Annotated in this window: 6 protein-coding genes; 1 reads left to right on the plus strand and 5 read right to left on the minus strand. The window is 47.9% G+C overall.

The annotated features are described in order from the left end of the window. Positions 1 to 20: 20 nt before the first annotated feature. Positions 21 to 1,103 (plus strand): tRNA 2-thiouridine(34) synthase MnmA, encoded by a 1,083-nt coding sequence (gene mnmA, locus C5684_RS07085; protein WP_104639865.1) that lies wholly within the window; start codon positions 21 to 23, stop codon positions 1,101 to 1,103. Here mnmA and C5684_RS07090 read toward each other — a convergent pair. The 5 genes from C5684_RS07090 to C5684_RS07110 all read right to left on the minus strand — a co-directional run bounded on the left by C5684_RS07090 (position 1,053) and on the right by C5684_RS07110 (position 6,523). Beyond that, positions 1,053 to 1,418: a hypothetical protein gene (locus C5684_RS07090; RefSeq protein ID WP_034582792.1), complete on the minus strand. Its 366-nt coding sequence runs from the start codon at positions 1,416 to 1,418 to the stop codon at positions 1,053 to 1,055. The two genes, mnmA and C5684_RS07090, sit on opposite strands and share 51 nt — an antisense overlap. A gap of 86 nt (positions 1,419 to 1,504) precedes the next feature. Beyond that, the gene (locus tag C5684_RS07095) at positions 1,505 to 3,724 is read right to left on the minus strand and encodes an endonuclease MutS2 (RefSeq protein ID WP_104639866.1); all 2,220 of its coding nucleotides are present in this window, start codon (positions 3,722 to 3,724) and stop codon (positions 1,505 to 1,507) included. After that, entirely contained in the window at positions 3,724 to 4,068 is a 345-nt protein-coding gene (locus C5684_RS07100) for a hypothetical protein (RefSeq protein ID WP_013890999.1), read from the minus strand. Before C5684_RS07100 ends, C5684_RS07095 begins: the two co-directional genes overlap by 1 nt. Then, positions 4,068 to 5,402, minus strand: coding sequence for a UDP-N-acetylmuramate--L-alanine ligase (gene murC / locus C5684_RS07105; RefSeq protein ID WP_199764516.1), 1,335 nt, complete (start codon positions 5,400 to 5,402; stop codon positions 4,068 to 4,070). The genes C5684_RS07100 and murC overlap by 1 nt, the downstream gene beginning before the upstream one ends. Then, complete coding sequence (locus tag C5684_RS07110) at positions 5,396 to 6,523, minus strand: succinyldiaminopimelate transaminase (protein WP_104639868.1); 1,128 nt, start codon at positions 6,521 to 6,523, stop codon at positions 5,396 to 5,398. The genes murC and C5684_RS07110 overlap by 7 nt, the downstream gene beginning before the upstream one ends. Positions 6,524 to 6,618 lie beyond the last annotated feature (95 nt).

Genomic DNA, 6,618 nt, shown 5'->3' on the forward strand with positions numbered 1-6,618 from the left:
TCAAACTTAAAAGAATCTAAATGAAAATCGCTGTTTTGATGAGTGGGGGGGTGGATAGCTCCTATAGTGCGTATCTGCTAAAGCAAGCCGGGCATGATCTCTTGGGTCTGTATCTCAAATTGCATGACAAAGAGGAAAAACACGCCATTTATATTAAAAACTGCCAAGAAGTGGCGCAATCGTTAAATGTTCCCTTTGAAGTGCTGGATTTGCAAGAAGCCTTTAAACAACAAGTCTATCAAGCTTTCATTGATTCTTACCAACAAGGGCAAACGCCCAACCCTTGTGCGTTGTGTAACCCCTTGATGAAGTTTGGGCTAGGCTTGGAGTTTGCCCTAAGTCAGGGGTGTGAAAAAATGGCGACCGGGCACTATGCCCGTTTGCAAGAAGTGGGGGGGGTGTTACGCATAAGAGAGGCAGCGGATTTAAGCAAGGATCAGAGTTATTTTCTCTATGCCCTGCCCCAAAGGGCGATTAATGCGCTCATTTTCCCCTTGGGTGATTTGCTTAAAAGTGAGATCAAACCCAAAGCCCTAGAAGCTATGCCCTTTTTGGGGACTTTGCAAACTTACAAAGAATCCCAAGAGATTTGTTTTGTGGAGACTTCCTATATTGACACGCTTAAAAAACATCTCAAGGTCGATACGGAAGGGCTTGTGCGTGATGCCAGCGGGGAGGTTGTTGGCACACACAAGGGCTACATGCATTACACCATTGGCAAGCGTAAGGGTTTCACCATCAAGGGCGCGCATGAACCGCATTTTGTTATGGGGATTGTGCCCGCACAGAATGAAATCATCGTGGGCAAAAAAGAGGATTTAGCCATTAGCTACATTGAAGCGCAAAATAAATCTCTGCCCGCTAACTTCCAAGAGGGCACATACTTTGTTAAGGTGCGCTATAGGAGCACACCCACAAAAGCGCACATCAGCTTGAAAGATGGGATTATCTATGCGCACTTTGGAGAACCCGTTTATGGCGTGGCACTAGGGCAAGCTCTAGTGATCTACCAAAAAGATTGCGTGTTGGGTGGGGGGGTGATCGCCAAGAGTTTAAAAACGCCAATGGAAGCTGACATGGTAAGCACCGCTCAACACGCTTGAGGCGTTGGTGAGAACGGGTAAGTGGATTTTGACATGCTTTTGGCACTTGCCCACAAAGCGATCGTATTTGCTAGATCGCAAGCCCAGCCCCTTATAAGCCGTCAGCCTTTGGGTAACAGCACTTAGATCCCCTAAAATCAAGGCATCGACCATGGCATTGAACAAACGCCTCTCTTTTTTACTGGCGATCAGCGACTCGATACTCAAAACCGATAGATTAGAAAAACTCAGCTCCAACCCCTTGCCCTCATCGTCTAATTCAACATAGGCCCTACAATAGCCCACCAAAAGGGTTAGTAAAACTAATGCCCGCAATACCCCATCAACTACCCCTTGTGTTTTACTTGGTCGTGCATTCTAGCATAGGAAGTCTTAGGTTTGTTTGAGGGGTATCTAAAGTGTTAAATTTTCACCACCTGTGCGCCAGAGCCGCCCAAGTTGTAGGGTGCGTCCTCAAAGGCGATCACTTTGGGGTGTTTTTTGAGCCACTCCCTTAGGGCTTGGCGTAAAATCCCCTTGCCCTTGCCATGCACAATTAAGACCTCTTCAAAGCCTGCCAAAAGCGCGTTGGCTAAGAAGTCTTGGGCTTGCTGCAAGGCTTCTAGCACCTCTAGGGCGCGCACATCTAAGCGCATGGAGGCTTGCACTGTGGGTTTGCGCTCTAGTTTGACTTGGGGGGGGATTTTGGGGGGGGTGGCTAAGGTGAGTTCTTGGGCGTTGATCTTGATCTTTAAGCCATTGTCCAAAGCCACTAGACAGCTCTCCTTATTAAGACTTATAATGCTGCCTAGCTGGTTTTTATAGCGCACGCATGCGCCCTGAGTGAGGGCTGGGGGGTTGGTTGTTGTTTTAGGGGTGGGCTTGGGTTGTGTTAAGCTCGCCTTGATGGCTTGGATTTGCTGGTGGGCATGGCTTTTATTTTGGGTGCGCTCAAATTCCTTAAGCGCGTCTTGCAAGGCTCTTAGGGCTTGCTGGTAGCTTTTTTCTAGTGCATTTTGTTTGGCTTGCTGGGCTTGGGCTTTAGCTTGGAGTTGTTCTAGTTCCTCTTGGATTTGCTGGCTATGGGCTTTTTTAGCCTCTTCAAGCTGGGCGTGTTGTTCTCTTAGTTCTTGTTCTAGCGCGCTGGTGCGCTCAATCAAGGCGTTTAAATTCTCTTGTTCTGCTCCATACAAGGCGCGGGCTTGGTTGATGAGCTCTACGGGCACACCATAGCGCAAGGCACTTTCAAAGGCGTAACTTTTGCCAATGAGCCCGGGGCTAAAGGTGTAGGTGGGGAGTTGGGCTTGGGGGTCAAAGTGGGCGGCTAGGAGCTGGATAGCGTGGTTTTTGGCTAAGAGCAAGGCTAAATGCTTGTGGTGGGTGGTTACCACGATCTTAGCCCCTTGAGTCATTAATTTTTCTAATAACACCTTGTAAAGACAGCTGGCTTCTGAGGCATCTGTGCCCAGTTCGATCTCATCCACCCCTAGTAAGAGTTGGGGCGTGCTGAGGGCGCGTTGGAAGTCTAGCATGCGCCCAGCGAAGGTGGAGATGTCATTTTGGCTATTTTGGGGGTCGTTGATAATGGCTTGGATATTTTCAATGTAGGGGATGCTAGAAGTGGGGGCATGGATTTTAAAGGGCAAAAAGTGCTTGGCTAAGAATACTGCGCTTAAAATGGATTTGAGCAACATCGTTTTACCCCCCGTATTAACTCCCGTGATGAGCAAAAGCGATCGATCAAAACGCAAAGAAATAGGCTTAGGGTTGTTAAGGTTGGGGTGGGCAAAGTAGCTTAAAGTAAAATCCCCCCTATTATTGGGCTTGATAAAACTCAAATTAGCGCTCTTGGCAAATTGCACCCGCGCGATGATGTGATCGATGTAGTCAAACTCGTGGTTGATAAAGCGTAAAAATAAAAAATGGGGGCGTAAAAGCCCGCTCCAATGCGTGCAAATGCGCGCTAGGTTTTCCTCGATCTTAGTTTGCACCTCTTGGATTTTACGGCTCAAATCGCGCGCTTCTAAGGGCTCAATGTAAAAATACCCCATGTGGGATCGCAAGATCACCTGCCCCTTGATCGCCACGCTAAAACCGGGCTTGACCAATAAGCTTTCTATGCCATTGACAAAATGCACTTGGCGATCCACAAGATAGGGCTGTAAGCCTGACTTGCTTAAAATTTGATTAAAGAGTTTTTTTTGCTGGGCTTGCAGGCGTGCTAGGCTCTCTGATAATGCGTCTAAATCGGGGTAAAATCCGCTTTTAAGCGTGGGGGTGTCTTGCATGTGTGTGTTAAGTTCGAGCAAGGCTGGGGGGAAGTGGATATTATCTAAGTAGGCGTATAAATGCGGGTGTTGTTTGGAGCTGGCTAGGGCTTTGAGGTAGGCAAAATAGCGTGTGATCTGCACGAAGGCAAATAGCGTGTCTAAACGCCACACCCCGCCCTTTTTGAAAGCCTTGAGCGCATCTTTAAGGCAGATGAGCGCAGGGGGGGGAGAGCAATCTAGGTGTTCTAATTCTTGCAAATGCTCCCAAATATTGGGGGGTGTGTGGCTGGGGGCAAAGTCTTTAGGGCGGGCTAGAAAGGTGCTAAAGTGTTCTATAAAGCGTGTTAAATCTAATTGGGCAATCAAAGACATTAGGGCTTAGCCAGCATGCAAGTTTGCAAATCCACCAACATGCCCTGTTTGGGGGTGTTCTTTTTGCCTAAAAAACTCAGTGTGCCCGCCACAAAGTTAAATTCTTTGTTATTGACATGGACATGCCGACAAATGAGAGTCTCGCCACGCAAAAAGGCGCGTTGCAGTGCCATTTGGTTTTGATTTTCCTCATCTTGCTTGTAGGTGTAAAACATCAAAAAAGCCCCCAAAGCCCCTAAAAGGACAATAGCGCTGATTTTTTGCTTCAAACTAATCAAGCCAAAATCCCTTAATAAAAGCCAAAGCAGGACCAAAACCAACAGCAAAACAGCCCAAGCACCCACTATAATTCTCCTCTTAGCTGGGAGGTGATATCCCCTGCCCCAAAACCAATGACAAGCCCTTGATTGAGGGTGCAAATGAGGCGATCGCCCACATACAGCCCCAAGCCCTCTTGGGTGCGCCACACACGATCAATAAAGGTGGGCTGGAGGTGCTTGAAAAGCTGGGGCATATTCACCTCTTGGGGGGGCTCACCAGCACGATAGACAGGCAAAATATAAAGCTGGCTGATTAGCGGGCTTGTAAAACAGCCCTGAAAGGCGGCTAAATTGTCTAGCAGGCGGGAGAATTTATGGGGTTGCCAAACCACAATGGCTCTATCTTGTTGGATCAAATTAGCATAGGTTTGCAGGGCTTGCAAAGTGGCGCGAATCTCGGTGGGGTGGTGGGCGTAATCATCAATCACCACCAAGCGATCTTTTTGGATAATATCAAAGCGTTTTTTAATGCCCTTATAATCTAGTAAATTAGCCCGCAAAGTTTCTAAGGGCAATTCACCCAAAGCAGCCAAGATCGCCAGTGCCGCATTGCTAGCGGTGTGCTCCCCTAAGCCCCACACTTCAAAAAAGCCATAATCTTTAAACTTAAAACGGGTGTAGGGCTCACCCTCTTTGAGAAAATAAGCAATATCGCTGATGTCCTTGGTGGGATCCAGGCGTATAGCCTCCAAGTCCAAGCCTTTTAAAAAAGGGTCGGCAATATTAATCACGCGTTTTTGCGCCAAATGCAAAAAATCTTGATAGGCTTGATAAAAGGCTTTTAAGTCGTAATTATAGCCCTCTAGGTGCTCCACCTCGGCGTTAGTAACAAGGGAACAATAGGGGTTGGAGTGTAAAAAACTCTGATCGGATTCATCGGCTTCAAAGACCAAGCTAGAGCTGCTACTCTCTTTGACATTAGAGCCAAAGGCTTTGGAAGTTGCTCCAATGATCGCCCCAAAGTGGGGTAATAAGGCACTCAGCATTGCACTCGTGCTGCTCTTGCCATGCGCCCCACACACACTAAAGACCCGCTTATCGCCCAAGATGTATTCTAGGGCTTTTTTACGCGACAAAATGATGCAATTTTTTTCCATCGCCGCCACGATCTCCACATTATCCACCTTGATAATGGCAGAGTGGATCACCACCTCTTGATCGCTTAACGCGCTGGGATCGTGGGGGATGGTGATGGGAATACCCAACTCTTTTAAATAGCGTGTGATGGAGCTTTCTACAATGTCTGAACCGCTCACCTGTGCGCCCTGCGCTTTGAGGTATTTAGCCAGCCCTGAGATGCCAATCCCCCCAATGCCAATCAAATGGATTTTATAGGTGTGGATGGGGCGATCTAGCATGCGCAACTCTGGTAGGTGCTAAGGGCGTTTTTAAGCGTTTTTAACGCCCCTTCAAGCACTTCAGGCGGATAAACAAGAGCGACTCGCACAAAGTTTTTGGTGTGCGGGCTTTCTAGAGTCCCCAAGAAGTCCCCGGGCAAGACCTTAATTCCCTTGCCATAAAGATAACGGGTGAATTTTTGCCCCTCGAGCACCTCTAGCCACACATAAAAGCTAGCCGGGAAGATAGGCACTTGCAAGATTTCTTGGGCGAGATTGAGGTTGCGGGCATAAATTTGGCGGATTTGCTCTTGGGCGTGTGTGTCGCTCCAACCGATCGCACTGGCATGCTGGAGGGGTAAAGGGATGGCACAACCGGTATAACTCCTAAAGACTTGGTAAGCCTGCAAGATTTGCGTATCGCCAGCAACATAGCCACTTCTAAGCCCGGGGGCACTCAGAGCCTTAGAAATGGAATTGATCGCCAAGACATTTTTAAATTCTGTGTTGCCCACCTCTAGGCAGGCTTGCAAGATCGAGGGCGGGGGTGTGGTGCTGTAAATATTGCTATAACATTCATCATTGACCAGCAAGAAATTTTGATTCAAGGCTTTTAGCACCCATTCTTTTAATTCCTCTAGGCTGAGTGTGCGTCCGGTGGGGTTGTTAGGGGAATTTAAGATCACCATGTGGGGCTTGTGTTTGGGGTCCAAAGTGGGGGTAAAGTGGTTGTCTTTGTTAAGCTCCATCTCAATGACTTGTGCCTTAGCCACTTGCGCGCTAGCCAAATAGACTTGGTAAAATGGGTTGCAAAAGGCGATCTTAGGGTGTTTCTTGTCATGGAGATAAAAAATAGGCAAGCTAAACAAGGCTTCTTTAGAGCCAAAGGTGGGGATGAGTTGGTGGGATTGCAAACCCACATTAAAACGCCTTTGCACAAAATCTATCTGGGCTTGCTTTAAAAACGCCTCGCCCGCATTCTTGGGGTAAAAACGCAACTCTTGCGTGTGGGCTTTTAAACTCTCTTGGATACTTAGTGGGGTGGGCAGTTGGGGCTCTCCAATGCAGAGGTCTAAACAATGGGGGGGGGTTAAATCTTTGAGCAAAGCGCGTAACCGTTCAAAGGGATAGGGCACAAACATCACATTCTCCACTTCAAATGCCCTATTATACCCAAAAACTAATCCCCCTCCTCTTGGATGGAGTGGTTGGTGGTGGGTGTGGGGGTGTGGTGGCT

Origin of the sequence: Helicobacter bizzozeronii (assembly GCF_900196775.1) — a bacterium.
GTDB lineage: Bacteria > Campylobacterota > Campylobacteria > Campylobacterales > Helicobacteraceae > Helicobacter > Helicobacter bizzozeronii.

What these genes read in the sequence shown, in the direction of transcription:
- mnmA (WP_104639865.1), top strand. Translation starts at nt 21, where the DNA reads ATGAAAATCGCTGTTTTGATGAGTGGGGGGGTGGATAGCTCCTATAGT.
- C5684_RS07095 (WP_104639866.1), bottom strand. Translation starts at nt 3,724, where the DNA reads ATGTCTTTGATTGCCCAATTAGATTTAACACGCTTTATAGAACACTTT.
- murC (WP_199764516.1), bottom strand. Translation starts at nt 5,402, where the DNA reads ATGCTAGATCGCCCCATCCACACCTATAAAATCCATTTGATTGGCATT.
- C5684_RS07110 (WP_104639868.1), bottom strand. Translation starts at nt 6,523, where the DNA reads ATGTTTGTGCCCTATCCCTTTGAACGGTTACGCGCTTTGCTCAAAGAT.